General features: G+C 60.9%; 8 protein-coding genes and 2 pseudogenes. 6 read left to right on the forward strand and 4 right to left on the reverse strand.

All coding sequences use genetic code 11. The features are described from left to right. The first annotated feature begins 574 nt into the window (after nt 1-574). The 3 genes from J2X72_RS21995 to J2X72_RS22005 all read left to right on the forward strand — a co-directional run bounded on the left by J2X72_RS21995 (nt 575) and on the right by J2X72_RS22005 (nt 4,093). Complete coding sequence (locus J2X72_RS21995; protein ID WP_310075467.1) at nt 575-1,708, forward strand: helix-turn-helix domain-containing protein; 1,134 nt, start codon at nt 575-577, stop codon at nt 1,706-1,708. A 674-nt stretch (nt 1,709-2,382) separates the two neighbouring features. Then, nucleotides 2,383-3,417 carry a glycosyl hydrolase gene (locus J2X72_RS22000; protein ID WP_310075468.1) on the forward strand — a complete coding sequence of 345 codons (1,035 nt, stop codon included), beginning with the start codon at nt 2,383-2,385 and terminating at the stop codon, nt 3,415-3,417. A 178-nt stretch (nt 3,418-3,595) separates the two neighbouring features. Next, nucleotides 3,596-4,093, forward strand: coding sequence for a methyltransferase domain-containing protein (locus tag J2X72_RS22005; protein WP_310075469.1), 498 nt, complete (start codon nt 3,596-3,598; stop codon nt 4,091-4,093). Nucleotides 4,094-4,323: 230 nt separating this feature from the next. Here the strand turns inward: J2X72_RS22005 and J2X72_RS22010 are convergent. The 4 genes and pseudogenes from J2X72_RS22010 to J2X72_RS22020 form a co-directional block, all read right to left on the reverse strand. Further along, nucleotides 4,324-4,452, reverse strand: a pseudogene (locus tag J2X72_RS22010) (transposase); the annotation flags it as partial. 29 nt (nt 4,453-4,481) lie between these two features. Next, nucleotides 4,482-4,771 (reverse strand): annotated as a pseudogene (locus J2X72_RS25120) (ISL3 family transposase); the annotation flags it as partial. A 105-nt stretch (nt 4,772-4,876) separates the two neighbouring features. Beyond that, nucleotides 4,877-5,410, reverse strand: coding sequence for a cupin (locus J2X72_RS22015; protein WP_310075470.1), 534 nt, complete (start codon nt 5,408-5,410; stop codon nt 4,877-4,879). 680 nt (nt 5,411-6,090) lie between these two features. Then, nucleotides 6,091-6,759, reverse strand: a complete 669-nt coding sequence (locus J2X72_RS22020) for a hypothetical protein (protein WP_310075472.1) — start codon at nt 6,757-6,759, stop codon at nt 6,091-6,093. A gap of 445 nt (nt 6,760-7,204) precedes the next feature. On the opposite strand from J2X72_RS22020, the gene J2X72_RS22025 reads away from it, so the two are divergent. From J2X72_RS22025 to J2X72_RS22035, 3 genes are all read left to right on the forward strand, one after another. After that, nucleotides 7,205-7,384, forward strand: coding sequence for a hypothetical protein (locus J2X72_RS22025; RefSeq protein ID WP_310075474.1), 180 nt, complete (start codon nt 7,205-7,207; stop codon nt 7,382-7,384). Next, a complete protein-coding gene (locus tag J2X72_RS22030) occupies nt 7,368-7,556 on the forward strand; it encodes a hypothetical protein (RefSeq protein WP_310075476.1) in 189 nt (62 codons plus the stop codon). The genes J2X72_RS22025 and J2X72_RS22030 overlap by 17 nt, the downstream gene beginning before the upstream one ends. Nucleotides 7,557-7,731: 175 nt before the next feature. Beyond that, nucleotides 7,732-19,122, forward strand: a complete 11,391-nt coding sequence (locus tag J2X72_RS22035) for an autotransporter-associated beta strand repeat-containing protein (RefSeq protein WP_405044760.1) — start codon at nt 7,732-7,734, stop codon at nt 19,120-19,122. Nucleotides 19,123-19,135: the final 13 nt, after the last annotated feature.

Raw genomic sequence — 19,135 nt, forward strand, 5'->3', positions numbered from 1 at the left:
TCCCCCAAAAAAGAGGGCAGAACCCACTTTGAATACTCGAACATTAGCGGGTCAACAGAACGGCACCTGTTTGTCCGCACCATCACCGACGGTGGCAGGAGGTTGCCCTCAAATTAACCGTTCACACACCGAAGGCCTTTTAAAAAGCAGTCAGATGCCCAAGCCAAGAACCAATGCAACCACAGTCATTGGCGTATGGCTGACTGGTAATTGAACTGGCATGTCCGATCATGGTGGTTCAGGATCGAGGGGGAACGGCAGAGCACGCTGTTGATTCGGGGGTAACACGAGCACGATTCTACTCTGGCGAAAACCTTCGGTGCCGGCCTTCGGCTCGGTGCCTTAAAAATAAAGAGCAATTCAACGTAAAAGAGCGGTCGAGCATGCTACAAGTGGATTTCCTGACGCTGTGCATCGTATTTTCGAATTCGTTGACCGTGAGCGTGTTGGGGCGGCGGGGTGTTCTATTGGGATTTCCATCTCCTCGCAGATTTGGCAGAGGGCCTTGGGATGCTGACTATCCCGACTGTAGGGCGCAAGCTTTCGGCAGTTCGGGTCTTGGTTGGGGGCAATAATGTCCGATAAAGATGATGACCTCCATTCACAGTCCGTTTCCACAGAACGACGTCGCTGGCCACGCGTGTCGCAAGATCCCCTTGGTAACGAAGAGGCCAAGAAGACAGTCTTGATTCCGCTGCGTTTTGAGACGGAGTCCCTCGCGCCCTGCAAGCAGTTTCGTGCCTGGCACGAGCACATGGCGGTACTGTCGGATACGCGCCTGCCGGACAATGTTGATCCCGAGTATGGATTTGTCGCCCGGCAAGCTGTGTGGGATTTGGGCGGTATGCTGTTCCTGCAACAAACCGTTCCGGCTTTCAGTTATGAACGCTCGCCAAACATGGTGCGATTCAGTCCGATTGACCATTGGCAGATTACTTTTCTCCGTGCCGGGCGTACCTGGACCGGCATGAATGGACGCGTTGCGCAAAATGAGCCAGGCATGATTGAAATTCGCTCGCTCGGTCATCCGTTTAGCGGGCGAGCGTTAGCAACCGATTCCGTCAGTTTGATCGTTCCGGTCGACGTGTTTACTGATCGAGGTGGTTTGACGACGGCAAGCAACAACGTCGTTTTGGGTGGGCACAGAGCCAATTTGCTGATCGATCATCTCTCGAGCGTTGAAGCCAATCTCGATCGCTTCACACATGACGACCTTCTGGGTGTCAAGGACCGCTTGCGGGAGATGGTTTTCGACACGATCACACCTTTAGTGGACCGTGGTGGCGGCAACGATCAGATTTCGCAGATAGGATTGATGGCGCGGGCGCGACGGTTCATCCTGGCCAATCTTGCCTCGCCCAACCTGACACCCGATGCTCTCGGCCGGGAACTGGCAATCTCGAGGACACGGCTCTATGAACTTTTCGAAATGTCCGGTGGTGTTGCGAACTATATTCGCCGCCGGCGCCTATCTGCAGCTCATGCAATGTTGGCGGATCCTTCAGACACCCGAAAGATCGCCGAAGTCGGTATAGCAATCGGTTTTGATTCAGCAGCAAACTTTAGTCGCGCTTTCACGCAGCAGTTCGGGTATAGCCCGAGCAACATACACAAGCGAGCATCCGCAGACCATTCGCGCCGCGATTGGCAAACGGATAAGCAAAAGATCACATTCGACAGCCTGCTGCGAACGCTTGGGCTCTCTTGAGCTGCGTTGGAAAGCCGAACGTCCTAATCGCCACACCGCTTTTTCATGCCGATGATTTCAGAGCCGGTCAGTTTCTTCGCTTGAGCCTCAGCCATGAGCTATTCCTCGATACAATTTTGTGAACATACCGCGCTCAAATGGCCAGAGACATAACTGCACCCACCAAGCTCATTGCTCAAAATCATCTTGCCAAATGGGCATCATCCAGACATGACAGGCCTCAGGCTCGTTCAGATCTGGTCTGCAGTAACCGTCAGCGCTTTGATCTGCCAACTAGCTGCTCCAGATATAGCTGTCTCCGATTTCCGTTCTTGTTCATATACCTACTAATCCACTAAGCGGTCGGCTAAGTTGAATATTGTCAGCCGAGCATCATCGAAAAGTGCCAGGGGAGATGCTCGCAGAACACATAAAAAAGAGAGTGTTCGGTATTAAAATGATAAAGAACGCATGTATCTTTGGTGTATCGATTGCTGTTGGGTCCGGTAGCACGGCAGTTTCTCACAAAACAGTCACGACGGCATCGTTTTCGACCCAGTATCCCAATGTGGCTCACGGCCAAAGGAACACGTTGGGGATTAAGAAAACCAAGAAGTTCTCGACAATCAGATTGCAAGTAATGGTTACCGTGGTGCGGCGGGTTACATCCGTAGTCCGAGCGGTGTCGGAAGGACTTGGGGCTGCTTTCTCAAGTGGGGGCCTTCTCAAATCAGGGCCAGATATGTCCGATGATGCGCACGAGCGTTGTTGTTTTATTGCTCGCGTGTTGGCTGGGTCCGCCGGCAGAGTTCGCAATGGGATATGAATCTCATATTCGCGCGACGGGAAAACCGTCGATCGCACCGAAACTTCCTTTCGTCAAGGCGTCGGCGGGTTACAAGCCTCTGGAGTTCGGAGTCTATGACCCGCACGACCGGTATCAGCATTCCAAGGGCCCTCGTATCGAGCACGTATTCGTCTATTGGCAGGCCATCGACAGGCTGATGCTTGCAGCAAAGATGCGAGTTGCGGTGAGGCGGAAACGAACGTTGATGGTTACGGTTGAGCCGTATACGAAGGCGGCGAATTGGCGGGATGGTGGCGATCGCTTGTTTGCCGACATTACCCGTGGGAAATTCGATGGTGAGATAGCGGCAGTATGTTGTGCGGTATCCAGTTTCCCAGGAAATTATTGGATCCGCTGGGGTCACGAAATGGAAGAGCCGACGGGACGCTACCCGTGGGCCCGCCGTGATGCATCGGGCTATATCAAAGCCTATCGGTACTTCGTCGATGCGTGCAGAAAAATTGCCCCTCGGGCTCACTTTGTGTGGTCTCCGAAGGGAGAAGCGGCGCTCCATGACTATTATCCGGGAAATGCCTATGTCGACATGGTCGGCGTGGCGGTCTGGGGACTTGAACAATGGGACCGCGATCGGTATGCAACGACACGCGACTTCGCCGAGACTTTCATGGAAAAATACCGTCGAATCGAGAGGTTCGGGAAACCGGTCGTTGTCGCCGAACTGGGGGTTGCCGGTCATGCCAACTACAGGCAGCAATGGATGTCTCAGATCTCCGAGTTCTCTACTGGTAGAAATCCATTCCCCCTTCTTACCGGCATCATCTATTTCAACGACAAAGAGCCGTATCACTGGCCAGACGGCTACGGATCACCGGACTGGAGCCGGACGATCCTGGAATTCGGAAGAGAAGAGGACGCGGAATAGACAACCTCACAATAGATCAGTCCCGGCTGAACTTTCTTGCACAATTCTACGATACCTTATTGGGCAGTTGACGTGCTCGCCGCGCACCCGCGCATCGATCCGTCTTGATCGATGACTGGCGGACGCCGAGAAACTGCGTGTACTCGATCTTGGCGCCGGCACCGGCCTTTTCGCAGGCATGGTGCTTGCACACCACCCCGATGCCCAGATCCACCTCGTCGATGCCTCTGAAAAAATGCTCGAGCAGGCCCGGCAACGCTTCGATGGGAATCCGGCCATTACCTATGCCGTGGCCGACATGGCCGATACCGAGCTCGGCGGTTCGTGGGATCTCATCATATCGGCACTGGCGATCCATCATCTGGAAGACGCCGCAAAAAAGGACCTCTTCGGTGGCATTCGGGGCGCCTTGTCCGAAGGTGGCCTGTTCGTCAACGCCGAGCAGGTTCTTGGCCATGATTGCGAGGTAGAGGCCCGCTACGCCCGGACCTGGCTGCAGCAGGTCAGGAGGCTGGGCGTATCCGAAGCGGAAATCGCCAAGGCGCACGAGCGCATGTCCCACGATCGTTGCTCCTCGGTCGAAAACCAGTTGCAATGGATGCGCGATGCCGGACTTTCCCAGGTCGACTGCAACTTCAAAGCATGGCGTTTCGCGGTGCTCAGCGGCCGACGCTAGGGCGAGCAATCAGGTGTAACGGTTGTTGAGGCACAAGCAGCCAGGCTGCAAATGCGCGCCATATACGAGACGTTCAAGGGTGGCTGTTCCCGCTATACCACCAAGGCGGCATTCGCGCTACGCAAGCCCTTGGAGCGACTCCGTTATGATCGTTGATTGGTCCAAGGCTATAAGAGGACGCTGGCATCGCTGCTTTGCCGGTCGCGACGAAACCCAGCTTCCCGTCGAAACGCGATGCCGCCGCCCGGTACGATCATATGGACATGCGGATGGTGTGTCATCGCCGAACCCCAAGTGTGGAGCACAGCGGTGATGCCGATGCGCACGCCGAGGTGCTTCGGGTCGGCGGCGATAGTCAGTGTCGCTTTGCCCTTAAAGGGGTTCTGCCTCAATTTGTGTGATGATAAGAGAGAATGCGAGCGCGCAGAAGTTCGACGCCAGCGCGGTGGTACATCGCGCGCTTTAGGGTCTTCAGACGATTAATCTGGCCCTCCACCTGTCCGTTGCTCCACGGCATCGATGTTTCGACCGAGCACTCTGGCGAACCGCACGATCCGTCCCAGACCCGAATCCATAGCGTCTTCGATCCAAGCGTCCAGTGGCTCAGATATGCCGGCGCGCAAGATCCCGTTGAAAACACATGGCCAAAGTACGCATCACAGAAATTGAGGCAGAACCTGATTAAATGCAGTGCGACACGGGAATGCAGACTATAGGCCGACGTTGGAACAGCCTTCGGACCGCTGGATATCCACGCCGATGGTGTGATGAGTGGATCGTCGGTTACTTTTCTTTGTGCGTCAGGTTGAGAGTAGTGGTCCCAAGACCCCATAATGCGACCAGATGCCCATCTTCTCCCTCGACTGGATCGCATAGGGGAAAAGGAATCCGCGCTATGCGCGCCACCATATCTGGCGTCGGATGTTCACGGCACAGGTCAGCCTTTTGTTTCGGTGGATATGCCCCCACCACGAGGAAACCAACGCTGGCTTCGAGGAGACAATGACCTGTGCCCGCGGGCAGTACAGCTACATCGCCGGGTTGAACTTTTAACGCGTGGCCCGCTTCCCCGCCAATCATAAGACGTGCCGTGCCACCGGCAAAGCCCAGGACCTCATGGGCGGTGGTATGATAGTGGTGGAAGGGATATACGCCGTTTCGCCACTGCGCGGGCCAGCCATTATGTTCGAAAAGCTCTTCGAATGCCGCAGCCGCATCGCCATTCGCCGCAACAACGCCACGATAGATGAGCACGGGCAAACGCGGGTTGTTAGGTATCCAGCCATTTCGATTAAGGTGCAGGATCTCAGGTTTCAACCGGTTCCTCCTCCTTGTCGTTAGTCCCGGAACAAAACTGCTGCGTCGATTTGATCGTATTAGCGACCTGCCGCTCGAGTTTGCGTTCCCGATCTTCCCTGAATAAGGTTTTCGCGCTCGGTCCGGGCTACGTCAACCTCTGCGGGCCTGTCACCATTGTCAGTGTCGCCGGCGTGGGCTGGCAGCGTTTTCCTTGTCAGGGGCCCGTCATTATTGCCGGTGGTAATTTGTCTTGCGTTGTTCACAGCAAACCTCCCTGGTTTTTGCCAAAACGCGTTGGTCGCCGTTTTGTGCCATAAATCGTGCGACGGCAGGACACCGCCGCCCTACTCCAAGGGATTTCTTGGCATCTGGCAGAAGGCGACCCGGTTCACCATCGGTGCTGGAAGCGGGTCTCATGCATAGAGGCGTTCGCGATTCGGCGTCAAGCATTGGTCATGGTGATGCGGATGCATGCATCTCCTCACGATCTGATACGCCAGAGCAGGGCCGATAGCAAAATGCTGAAAAGCGGCCGGGTGAACTAGGGTATCAGGCTAAAGTCCTTGCGCGCTGTCTTACGCCGCGACCGTGCTCGACCGGCCGCTGGGCAAATCTGAAATCGCGAGGATGGCCCCATCTTTATTTTGAGCCTTAACAATGGCAGAGCTTAACCGCAAAATTTGTGCGATTGTACGCTCTCAAAAGCGGTAGCGTATACCGATCGTATTGGCATTCGAGCCTTCGCCCATATTGCCAAACGTCCCGTTTGCGCCCGAACGGTGGTGCAGTTGCCAGGTCAATTCGAGGTTGGGAGCCCCGCGCCAGCGCACGGACAGTTCAGGCCCGAGAAACCCGAGGAAAGAAGCATCTGCGTCGCCCCTCTGCGCCTCCCTGCGTTTCTCGATTTCGGTTTCACCGGTCACAGCACTTAAGCCTGCGGTGAATGCCGGAGAGAATACTAGGTCGCCGACAACCAGACCCTGCTGGCGCACCCGCACGCCGGCCCAGACTTCACCGGATGTGTCGTCATCCTCGCCGAAGCGGATCGCAGCACCGGCGACGCCGCCAAGAAGAAAGCCGGCGCCAAGATTAAAGACATCGCGGCCGTAGGCGGCGCCCAGAATGTAATTGGAGGTATAATCAGCACCAATGACGTGGATGGCGCCACCAAACGCATCCTTGACGAATGGCCCGCCGAGAATGGTGATATCGTTGTTGGTCGGCGCCTGACCCGGCTTCAGGAAGGGGTCTGATGTAGCGAAATATATAAAGGGGGCCTTTTCAGCGGCGAGGGTTGAATTGATTGATGATCCAAAAAAAGCTGTTCCGATAAGTATCGCGGTAACAGCGGAACGGCCGAATTTCATGTTTGTCCCCACGGTTAAAATGAACCGACTCAGCTACGACACACGACGTCACACTGGAATGAATCACAAGATGATTGCACCAGCAATATCGGATTTGGCACAGGTTTCTCCGGGACACCTCACACGTCAGAGCGGTTGCTAACGCTGGTCCAAGTCGTGGTCTCGTCTATGATCAAAATTTCCAGAATTGCGTACGGTCGCCCCATCGGATTTTCGACATGCGCGGCGACGTTGAGAACGGGTGCACCCTGGGTAACGCCCGCGTAAGCGCGACTCGACATTTGTCTGCACTTGATGGGTTTGAGTACTTCCCTAAATGCTTTCGCGTCGCCACGGCGTTCTTTGCTGACCCGACGCGCTCTGCAGCGGTGCGCGGCGTCGTGAATCGCCGTTTGAGCGGTTGGTCTCGTGGATTTGAGAGGGTGTTTGGAAACATCATTGGTGAATGACCGACATCGCCTTCCGCCAACAGCGTCTTCGTTGTTGCTGTATGGCAACAACAGAAGAATCCTTTCAATTACTGGACTGGTTGATGACAACCAATGGTTGCAATTTGGAACAATCACTTTGTATTGGGCAGCAGGGACTTTTCTCATGGGTGGGCGAGCATGACCGGCGCTATTGAGTCTATTCTGTGCGACGGAAAGCAAAAACGTCTATCAGGTACCTGCGTTGCAGCGCTGCGCCTCGACGGCGCGGGCAACAATAACTTCGACCTTTCGGCGATCGGCCCGCAATACCAGAGCTTCGATTACTTCGAGACGATCTCCTTTGCCGGTTCGGAACTTTCGGTGTGAATGTCCGCGGCGTGACACGGCGGGCAACTCTTTATCATATTCGAAACGTATATAGCTTTGACGTTGCGTCCCGGGGTGGGAAAAGATGAATCAAGTGCAAGGGAACGCGGAGTCCCGTCGGTGCTGTTCGAACTGTGGGCCAACACTACCGTCCAGGTATATCCTCCGTACACGCATGTTGCAGGGCGGCCGTATGACCAAATGGAAGGGCGAGGCGGCGAGCTTTGCGCCCAATGTCGCCCATTGCGTTTCGACAGCGACACGAGCTTCAGTGGGACGCGTCCTCGGCGCGACGCTGCTTCTGGCTCTTGCTGCAAGTTCGGCGAGTGGTGCCGACAGATATTGGGATTCTAACGGCACCGCAGCCAATCGCGGCGGTACGGGCACATGGGACACAAGCTCGTCGTTCTGGAGCCCCAACGGGGACGGCGTCAGCGGCCCCTACAGCGCCTGGAGCAACGACGCACTGGACGACGCCTTCTTTGGCGGGACCACCGCCGGCACGGTGAACCTGGGCGTGCCGATCACTGCCCACAGCCTGACCTTTGATGCCAGCACAACCTACACACTCTCTGGTAGCAGCCTGACGCTCGGAGGCGCCACACCGACGATCACCACCAATGGCACCGCCACGGTCAATTCGATCCTGGCCGGGAATGCGGGACTGACCAAGGCGGGCGCCGGCACCCTTACCCTTACCAGTGCCAACACCTTCAGCGGTGGCGTCAATGTGACCACGGGGTCCTTGATCGTCAGCGGTGATTCGGCGCTTGGTGCCGCGAGCAATGGCATCGCCTTGTCGGCAGGCGCGGCTTTGCGGAGCACCGGCGCGCTGGCCAGCAGCCGCGTTGTCACTTTGCTCTCCGGCTCCTCCAGCATTGGCGGGGGCGTCGGCTCGGCCCACCTCACCGGGACCGGCGGCTTTACCCTGAACGCGCAGACTGGACTGAGCGACGACACCAACGATTTCACTGGGGCGGTAGGCACTACTGGCTACAACCTGTACTTCACTTCGATCCGCAATCTGGGCGAGGCGAGCGCCCTGGGCGCGGCGACCACGGCGGCCAACGGTGCTGTCTTCGTCCGCGACGCCTCCGCCATCTATGTTGGTAGCGGCAACACCTCCAACCGCGGCTGGAGCATGGCGCCTGGCACCTTCTCCTCCGCTCTGAGAAATCAGGGCACCGGCACGCTGACGGTAACCGGAGACATAGGCGCGGGGGGCGGATTTACGCCATCGGTGATTCTGGACGCGCAGACCGCAGACCTGGAGCTGCTGGGCGTCATCAGCAGCAACCTTGCAAACCGACCGTTCATATTCATGGGTGGCGGTACAAGCCGCACCATCACCCTCGCTGGCGCCAATACCTTTGGCGGTGCCGCGACGATTCAGACCGTGACGGTAAGGGCGAGCACGCTGGCGGATCAAGGTATCGCCAGCTCGCTGGGAACGGGTGCCGGCGTCGCCACTATCTCGCTCGACCGCGGCACCCTGTCCTATACCGGCACCGGGAGCAGCACCAATCGCGCACTGTTCCTCAACGGCGCCAGCAGCATTCTCAACGACGGGACCGGCGCGCTGGCCCTTACCGGCGCGGCCGTATTCAATCCCGCAAACCCGGGCGACACCTTCACGCTTGGCGGTAGCTTCGCAGGCACCAACACGCTTTCGGGCGTGATCTCCGGTGCTGGCAATCTCGCAATGAACGGCGGCGCGGGGAACGTCTGGCTGCTCACCGGCGCCAATACCTATGTCGGGTCGACCACCGTTGCATCGGGTACCTTGCAGGCCGGCAGCAATGAGGCGTTCGGTGCGCCAAATGCAGTAACCGTCAATGGCGGTATCCTGGACCTCAACAATAACGATATCACCGTCACGTCACTCGCCGGAACCGGCGGCAGCGTCGCATTGACCGGCACTGGCGATCTAACCGTCAACGGCCCCACCAGCACGACCTATGCCGGCAGCCTCACTGGCGCCGGCGGCATCGTCAAGCGCGGCACGAGCACTCTGACCCTCACCGGGCAAAGCACTTACACCGGCAACACGACGATCAATGGCGGCGCGCTGGCGCTGAACTTCGCCGCCCCAGGGGCACCGGCCAGCGACATCATCGCGGGCGCGTCAACGCTCAACATGGCCGGCGGAACGCTTACCCTCACCGGCGCGGCGGGCGTGGCGAACAGTCAGACCTTTAACGGCCTGAATGTCACCGCAGGCAACAACCGGATCATCGCGACCTCCGGCGCGGGCGGCAGCATGACGCTGAATCTCGGCGCGCTGACGCGCACGAGCGGTCTGCTGGACTTCACGCTGCCCGCCAGCGGCACCATCACCACTTCCAACGGCGACGGGGCGCTCGGCTGGGCGACGGTCAATGGTACCGATTATGCGCAGGTCAGCGGCGGCCTCATTACTGCCTTCACTGCCTATGCGAACAAGGACGATGTGAGCACCTGGCTGACGGGCGACGTCGTCAGTGATGCAGGCGGGGCGGCCAACTCTCCTTATTTCAACACAGTCACCGGCAACGTTCAGCTCGGCGGCCTCAAATATACCGCGGCAGCCAACTCCACGGTCACCATTGGTGCCGGCAATACGCTTGGTGTGGACGGAACGATTATCGTCGCTTCCGATGTCGGTAACGCCAGCCAGACGATCACCGGCGGTTCGATCACCGGCAGTACCGGCGGCGGCGCGTTCGGTGTCCTCCACAACGGCACGGGCACAGGCACCTTCACGATCGCGTCGACGATCATCGACAATGGTGGAACCAGCTTCATCAAGGGCGGTGCCGGCCGGGTCGCACTGACCGGTGTCAACAGCTATGCGGGGGGCACGACGCTCAGCGGCGGCACGCTCGCCATCAACAGCGTCGCCAATGGCGGCGTGGCGAGCAGCATCGGCGCGTCCTCAGCTGCTTCGTCCAATCTGGTGATCGAAAGCGGAACCCTCGAATATACCGGCCTTGGCGCCGGGACGACCGATCGCGGCTTCACGCTGGTGAACGGCGGCCCGTCGCGGACAATCCAGGTTACCAGCGGCGCCGCCAACCTGTCCTTCGGCGGCGTAGTGGTCGGTCCGGACGATGCCAGCCTGACCAAGTCAGGTGCCGGCACGTTGACGCTGGCGAACGCCGCGAACACCTATACGGGCGTCACGACCGTGTCGGCCGGTACCTTGTCGGTCAACACCTTGGCGAACGGCGGCGTGGCGAGTGGCATCGGCGCTTCGTCGGCGGATTCGGCAAATCTTGTGCTCCAGAACACCGGCGGCCTGCAATATACCGGCGGAACGGTCAGCAGCGATCGCGGCTTCACGCTGGGAGCTGGCGGTGGCCGGATCGACGTGAGCGCCCCCGCCGCCGCGCTGACGCTCAGCGGCGTCGCGACCGGTGCGGGAGGACTGATCAAGGAAGGCGCCGGCACGCTCGTGCTGTCTGGTTCCAATTCCTATACTGGCGGTACGACGATCAGCGCCGGTACGCTGCGCGCCGGTTCCGTTCAGGCTTTCGGCAGCCAGACCGCGCTGATGACCGTCAACGCCGGCGCGACGCTGGATCTGGCCGGTTTCGCCAACACGGTCGGGGCGCTCAGCGGCGGCGGCAATGTCATTCTGGGTTCGGCGACGCTCACCTCGGGCGGTGTCAATGGCACCTTCACCGGCACGATAAGCGGCAGCGGCGGTTTCACCCGGATGGGTGGCGGCACCCAGACGATCACAGGCTGCAACAACAGCTACACGGGCGCCACTACCGTAAATGGAGGCGGCACGCTAAGCGTGAACTGTCTTGCCAATGGAGGCCTTGCAAGCGGCATCGGTGCGTCCGGCAGCGCTTCGTCCAATCTCGTCCTTACCGGCGGGACCCTGGCCTATACGGGAACCAATGTCACGACCAACCGCGGCTTCACCCTTGCCGGCGGTGACGGTGGCATCAACGTGTCATCCGGCACGACGACGCTTGGGTTCACCGGTCAGGTCACCGGTGCGGGTCGACTTAGGAAGTTTGGCCCTGGTACACTCATCCTCTCCGGCACGAACAACTATAGCCTTGGTACCGTCGTCGACGCCGGCACGTTACGTGCAGGTTCCGCCAGTGCCTTCGGAAGCAGCGGCATGGCGTTCAACAGCGCAGACGCAACGTTGGATCTCGCGGGTAACAACAATAGCGTATTGAATCTTCAGAGCCTTGTTGCGGGCGCGGGCCATGTGTTGTTGGGCGGCGCGACGCTGACGATCACCAACGGCAGCAACCTGAATTATTCCGGAACGATCGACGGTGCTGGAAGCGTCTTGAAGTCGGGCGGCCCAGGGGCAGCCCAGGTGCTCGCGGGCTGCAACAGCGGCTACACCGGCAGCACTACGGTTACATCCGGCTGGCTGCAGGTCGTCTGCCTCACCAACGGCGGCACCAACAGTTCGATCGGCGCTTCCACTTCTGGCGCGGGCAATCTCGTGCTCAACGGCGGTACGCTACAATATGTCGGCGCGGGCGGCAGTACCGATCGACAGTTCACGTTGGGCGCCAGTGGCGGCGGCCTGGATGCCTCCGGCCCCGGCGCTATAAATTTCACCAGCACGGCGCCGGTCGCGCTGACCGGGAGCGGCAGCCGCACCCTGACGCTTGCGGGCTCCAACATCGGCGACAACACACTTTCAGCCAGGCTTGACGACCCGGCCGGCGGCGTCACAGCGCTCACCAAGACCGGCACGGGCACCTGGGTGCTGAAGAACCCTGCAAGCACTTATACCGGCGTCACCACGATTAACGGCGGTGTGCTCGGGGTTGACAAGCTGGCCAATGGCGGCGCCGCGAGCAGCATCGGCGCGTCGTCGGCTGCGGCGTCCAATCTGGTGATCGGCAATGGCTCGACGCTGCGCTACACCGGCGCGGGAGACACGACCAACCGCCTCTTCACCCTGTCATCGGGCGTTACCTTTATCGAATCCTCGGGTACGGGCGCAGTCGTGTTCACCGACACGGGACCAGTGACTCTGGCTGGGACCAACCAGGCGCGCACGATCGCGCTTGGTGGCACCAACACAGGCAACAACACGCTCGCCGGATCGATCGGCAATGCAGGGACTGGCATCACCACGCTGGCCAAGAATGACAGCGGCACCTGGGTGCTGACGGGCAACAACACCTTCACCGGCAACACCGTCATCAACAACGGCAATCTGATGATCGGCAATGGCGGCACGTCAGGCAATGCCGGGGCCGGCAACGTGATCGTCAATGCCCCGACCTCGACACTGTCGTTCAACCGCAGCGACACCTTCAACTTCACGGGAACGCTCAGCGGCCCAGGCAGCATTGCACAGGTCGGCACCGGAACAACCGTGCTCACCTCGGCCGGCAACGCCATCGGCGCGACCAGCATCGGCGCTGGCACGCTGCAAGTGAATGGCGCGCTTACCACGGCGACCATCGCCATGAACGGTGTCGGCACGCTGACCGTGAACGGCATCGTGCAGGCACCCGGCGCCACGCCTTCGACGATCACCGGCGATGCCGGTGCGAGCACGATCAACGTCAATGCGGGCGGCACGTTGCGGGCCAATGGCGACCTCGGCGGCGGCAACGATGTCGTCAATGTGAGCGGTACGCTAGCCACAGGTCTCGCCGCCCTCAATCTGGGCATCGGCAACGATACGTTGATGCTCAATGATACCGCCGTATTGAGCGGCGTCGGCGTCGATGCCGGCATTGGCGGCGAGAGCGGAACCGGCGACACGCTGCAGGTCAACACCGCCGCGGGCCGCACCCTCAATGGCGCCACTGTCACCAGCTTCGAGAGCCTGAACAAGCAGGGCGCGGGCGCACTGATTCTGACGGGCAATCACAGCTACAGCGCCGGCACGACGATCCAGGCCGGCACGCTGCAGGTCGGCAACGGCGCGACTGTCGGCGCACTGACGACACCAACCGTGGCGAACAACGCCGCGCTCGCCTTCAACCTCGACAACGCCTACACTTTTGCCGGCGCGATCTCGGGCAGCGGCGTGATCAACAAGCTGGGCACCGGGGTGACGACGCTCACCGGCACCAACAGCTACACCGGCGCGACCAGCGTCAATGCCGGCACGCTGCTTGTCAACGGCAACCAGTCGGGCGCCACTGGCCAGACCAGTGTCGCCAGCGGTGCCGCGCTCGGCGGCATCGGCACGATCGGTGGCAGCGTCACGGTGGCCGACGGCGGGGCCATCAATCCTGGCGACGCCGGCAGTGCCGCCGGGACCCTGACGATCAACGGCGCTCTGGCGCTTAACAACAATTCGGCTCTCAATTACAATTTCGGCCAGGCGAATGTCGCCGGAGGCGCGTTCAATGATCTGATCACTGTCGGCGGCAATCTGACGCTCGACGGCACGCTTGCTATCACGCAGACGTCCGGGGGCACATTCGGCCCGGGCCTCTACCGCATCATGAACTACGGCGGCGCGCTAACCAATAACGGGCTCAACGTTGCCTCATCCGACTATTTCGTCCAGACTTCGGTCGCCAACCAGGTCAACCTGGTCAATTCAGCCGGCCTGACGCTCAGTTATTGGGACGGCGATGCCGGGCCGCATTCCAACAGCATCGTCAATGGTGGTAACGGCACCTGGCGTGCCACCGGCGACCAGAACTGGACCGACAGCACCGGCGTGTTCGCAGCGCCCTTCGCCAATGCCAGTTTCGCCATCTTCCAGGCCTCAGCGGGCACGGTGACCGTCGACGATGCCAACGGGGCGGTACAGGCACTCGGCATGCAGTTCGCCAGCAACGGCTATGTGGTGAATGGCGACGGCGTCGAACTGGTCGACGACAGCACGCAGGCCGGTCTCCAGTCGGTCATCCGCGTCGGCGACGGCACCGGGGCAGGCGCCGGCTATGTGGCCACCATCGCGTCCGCCCTTTCCGGCGCCACCCAGCTTGTGAAGATGGACCTGGGCACGCTGGTGCTGTCCGGGACGAACACATACACCGCCGGCACTGCCATCAATGGCGGTACACTCCAGGTCTCGGCCGACGCCAATCTGGGCGCGGCCGGCGGGGCGCTCAGCCTGAATGGCAGCACGCTGCGCAACACTCTGGCGGTCACGTCGGGACGCGCCGTTACGCTCAACGCCGGCGGCGGCAGCTTCGAGACGCTGGACGCACTCACTCTTAACGGTGTGGTCGGCGGCACGGGCGTGCTGACCAAGACCGGTGCGGGCACGCTGGAGCTTTCCGGCGCCAATACTTATGCTGGCGGTACTGTCGTCGACGCCGGCACGGTCGAGGTCTCGGCTGACGCCAATCTGGGCAATGCGGGCGGCGGGCTCACCTTCAATGGCGGCACGCTGCACAGCACCGCCACCTTTACCGCTGCGCGGAACGTAACGCTCAATGCCGGCGGTGGAACCTTCGACACGGACAATGGTACAGCGCTGATGCTGGCAAACGTCGTGGTGGGCGCCGGCGCGCTCACCAAGGACGGCGGCGGTGCGCTGACGCTCACAAATACAAACACCTATGCTGGCGGCACGACGATTTCCGCCGGCACGCTACAGCTCGGCAATGGCGGCGCCTTGGGCTCCATCACGGGCAATGTACTCAATGATGGCACGCTCGCCTTCAACCGCAACAATGGCCACACATTCGCCGGGCTGATCTCAGGCTCCGGCAGTGTCGAGCAGATCGGCAGCGGCACCACAATCCTGACGGCCGACAACAGCTACGGTGGCACCACCGACGTCCGCGAGGGCACGCTCATCATCGACGGCGATCAGTCGGCCGCGACAGGCACAACCACGGTCGGGGCCGGCGGGGTGCTTGGCGGCACGGGCACGGTCGGCGGCAATGTTGCCGTGCTTGACAACGGCGCGCTGAACCCGGGCGACCTCGGGTCGGCGCCGGGGACGCTGACGATCAATGGCGACCTGGCGCTCGGGGCACTGGCAACACTCAATTACAATTTCGGCCAGGCGGGCGTCGCCGGCGGGGCCTATAATGACCTGACCGTCGTTCATGGCGATCTTGTGCTCGACGGGCAGCTGAATGTTGCCGAGACGGCCGGCGGCAATTTCGGACCGGGCATCTACCGCGTGATCAGCTATGACGGGACACTGACCAATCTGGGGCTTGCGGAGAGCTCTCCCAATTACGTGGTGCAGACCTCGATCGACGGCCAGGTGAACCTGGTCGACATCAGCGCCATGACGCTCAACTTCTGGGACGGGGATGGCGGACCGAATGACAATTCTGCGGTCGATGGCGGCAATGGCATCTGGCGCGCCAACGGCGACGACAACTGGACCGATGAGACCGGCGACATCAACGCGGCCTTCTCCAATGGCAGTTTTCCGATCTTTGCGGGCGCCGCTGGAACGGTCGAGGTCGACAACAGCAATGGCCAGGTGCAGGCCTCCGGCATGCAGTTCGCCACCGGCGGCTATCTCATCGAGGGTGACAACATCACCCTGACCGGGCCGCAGTCGACCATCCGCGTCGGCGACGGGACGTTGCCCGGTGCAGCCTATGTGGCAACCATTGGATCCGTGCTCCAGAGCAGCTCGCAGCTTGTGAAGTCCGACCTTGGCACGCTGGTGCTGACGGGCGCCAACACCTATACCGGTGGCACCCGCCTCAACGCGGGCACGCTGCAGATCTCGACTAACGCCAACCTTGGTAACGCGGCCGGCGGGCTCAGCCTTGACGGCGGCACACTGCACAATACAGCCGCTTTTGCTTCGACGCGCAGCGTGACCCTCGAAGCCGGCGGCGGTATCTTCGACACCGATGCCGATCTGACGCTGTCCGGTTTGGTCGGCGGCACGGGCGGCTTCACCAAGACGGGCAGCGCCGCACTGATCCTGTCCGGCAACAACACCTACACTGGCCAAGCGACGGTCAGTGCGGGCGGGCTCTATGTCGATGGTGACCAGAGCGGGGCAAGCGGGCCTGTTTCGGTGCAAACCGGCGCTGCCCTTGGCGGTAACGGCGTCATCGGCGGTGACGTCGCGGTTGCCGACGGGGCAACGTTGTCGCCCGGTTCCGCCGACGGCACACCCGGCACGCTCGCCATCGGCGGCAACCTCGCGCTGACCAGCGGCTCGATCCTCAATTACAGCTTCGGCGAGGCGAATGTTCCTGGCGGCACGCTCAACGATCTGACCACCGTTGGCGGCAACCTCGTTCTTGATGGCACGCTCAACGTGTCCGTTTCATCAGGCGGCACCTTCGGCCCCGGCGTCTACCGCGTGTTCAGCTACAATGGCGCACTGACCAACAACGGCCTCTCGGTCGGGAGTATTCCTTCGACGAACTACTTTATTCAGACGGCAATCGCCAACCAGGTGAACCTCGTCAATGCGCAAGGGCTGACCATGAACTACTGGGACGGCGCTGCCGGTCCGAAGTTCGACGGCCTCGTCAATGGCGGCGACGGCGTCTGGCAGAATGCTGCCGGCAACGACAATTGGGCCGACGCGGCGGGCATCATCAATGCTCCCTTCTCGGACGGTTCCTTTGCCATCTTCGCAGGGACCGCCGGTAGGGTAACGGTCGACAACGCTCTTGGCCAGGTGACGGCTTCGGGCCTGCAATTCATGACCGACGGCTATCTCATCCGGGGCGGTTCCATCGCGCTTGATGGCGGTGCGACATCGACCATCCGCGTTGGCGACGGAACGGCGGCTGGAGCGGGCATCACGGCGACCATCGCCGCGCAGCTCAGCGGTAACACTCAACTCGTCAAGACCGATCTCGGCACGCTCGTGCTGAGCGGCGCCAACAGCTATAGCGGCGGCACCGCGATCAATAGCGGTACGCTGCAAGTGTCGGCCGACGCCAATCTCGGCGATGCGGCCGGTGCCCTGAGCTTCAACGGCGGCACGCTGCAGACGACGGCAAGCTTCACCTCCAGCCGCAACATCGATTTGCTGGGGCAGGGGACCTTCCTCACCGATGATGCAACCACACTCACCCTCGACGGCAGGCTCTCCGGCAGCGGAAGCTTCGTCAAGTCCGGCGCTGGCAAGCTGGTGCTTGCCTCGGGCGGCTCGGGTTTTGCGGGTGTCACCTCGATTGATGATGGCACTCTCGCGGTCAACGGCAGTCTGTGCGGCGACGTTGATGTTCGCTCGGGTGGCCGCCTGCACGGCACGGGCACCGTTTGCGATACCAACAACTTTGCCGGTGGTACGGTGGCGCCCGGCAATTCGATCGGCACCCTGACGGTCGCCGGCGACTATGCTGGCAGCGGCGGCACACTGGAAATCGAGAGCCGACTCGGCGGGGATGCATCGCCGACCGATCGGCTCGTCGTCACCGGCAATACCGCCGGCACGAGCACCGTTAAGGTGATCAATGATGGCGGCGGCGGCGGGCAAACCAATGAAGGCATCAAGATCATCAATGTCGGGGGTGCCTCGAACGGCAGCTTTTCGCTGGCAGGCGACTATGTCTTTGACGGTGAGCAGGCCATGGTGGGTGGTGCCTATGCTTACCGGCTCTACAAGAACGGCGTCAGCACGCCCAATGACGGCGACTGGTATTTGCGTTCCACCTATCTCAGTCCCGACAATCCCGCGCCGCAGCCCCTCTATGCACCCGGCGTGCCGCTTTATGAGGCGTATGCAGGCGTCCTGCAGAGCTTCAATGAACTCGGTACGCTGCAGCAGCGTGTCGGCAACAGATCCTGGGGTGAGGGCGCTACACCGCAAGGGGCGGACCTTCCAGGCCAGGGGCCGGTTGACGGCAAGGCCATCTGGGCCCGCATCCAGGCCGCGCACAGCCAGCTCGATCCGGATGTCTCTACGACTGCAACTGCCTACGACGTGACCACCTGGAAGCTGCAGGCCGGCCTTGACGGGATGCTGCATGAAGGCGGGGCCGGCATGCTGATCGGAGGGCTCACCGCCCATTACGGAACGGTCTCCTCGGACGTGTCATCGCTCTTCGGCAATGGCTCGATCGACGCCACCGGCTATGGGTTCGGCGGTACGCTGACATGGTACGGCAACAACGGCTTTTATATCGACGCCCAGGCCGAGGCGACCTGGTATGACAGTGACATCCGGTCGGCCACACTCGGCAGCACGCTTGCCAAGGGCAATGACGGTTTCGGTTATGCGCTGAGCATGGAGGCGGGCCAGAAGATCGCGCTTGACGGCAATTGGTCGCTGACGCCGCAGGCCCAGCTCGCCTATTCCGCTGTTGATTTTGACGATTTCACTGACCCCTATGGTGCCGTCGTGGCGCTCGGCAACAGCGACAGCCTGATCGGACGCCTCGGCCTGTCCGCGGACTACGAGAGCCAATGGGCAGATGCGGCAGGGCAGGTGAGCCGCTCGCATGTCTATGGCATCGCCAATCTCTACTACGACTTCCTCGACGGATCCGATGTCGATGTGTCCGGATTGAGTCTTGTCAGCCAGAACCAGGCCCTGTGGGGCGGACTTGGGCTCGGCGGGTCGCTGAACTGGGCCGATGGCCGATACTCCGTCTATGGCGAGGCCATAGCCCGCGGCAGCTTTGAGGATATGGCCGACAACAACTCCATCCGCGCCAAGCTCGGGTTCAGCGTCAAGTGGTAGGGGGAAAGTGACT

The sequence above is a fragment of the Phyllobacterium sp. 1468 genome (genome assembly GCF_031455525.1).
Classification (GTDB): Bacteria; Pseudomonadota; Alphaproteobacteria; order Rhizobiales; family Rhizobiaceae; genus Phyllobacterium.